The organism is Corynebacterium sp. MSK071, from assembly GCF_030232125.1.
GTDB lineage: Bacteria > Actinomycetota > Actinomycetes > Mycobacteriales > Mycobacteriaceae > Corynebacterium > Corynebacterium kefirresidentii.
On the sequence record NZ_JASPJA010000047.1, the window covers coordinates 1 to 521 of the forward strand.

Annotated in this window: 1 pseudogene; it reads left to right on the plus strand. The window is 58.7% G+C overall.

The annotated features are described in order from the left end of the window. Positions 1-326: pseudogene (locus QP990_RS12140) on the plus strand (hypothetical protein); the annotation flags it as partial. Between the last annotated feature and the right edge of the window lie 195 nt (positions 327-521).

Below are 521 nucleotides of genomic sequence, written 5' to 3' on the forward strand. Positions count from 1 at the left end.
TCACCCACTCCCCCTGGTACATCCGACAAACCATCTACACCATCACCGGCATCATCGCCCTCACCGTCACCGCATTCGGTATTGCCAGCCCCGACCAAGTTGATACCTGGCTCCAAAACACCAGTGGTATCACTGCCACCATTGCCAGCGCCCTCGCCGCCATCACCACCGGCGAACACTCTGACTATCGGCCCACTCCAGCCCAGCCACCACAGGAGGCGCAACCAACCCCACACACCCCTGCGCCACCACGTCCTACGCCCACCACTCCACAAGGAGCAACGCCAGGACACCCCGCACCCAACCCACAACAACCGCCCCAATAACCCAACAACACGCAAAGGAGGCACACCATGACACCACTAACAACCATCATCGCCACAGGCACCACCAGCACCATCACCGGCATAGCCTCCTGGATAACCGCCACCATCAACGCCCGCTCAAAAGAAAAACAAACCCAAGAACAAACCCGCTACCCCGAATGGAAAGCATTCGTCGACACCATCCAACAAGAAACC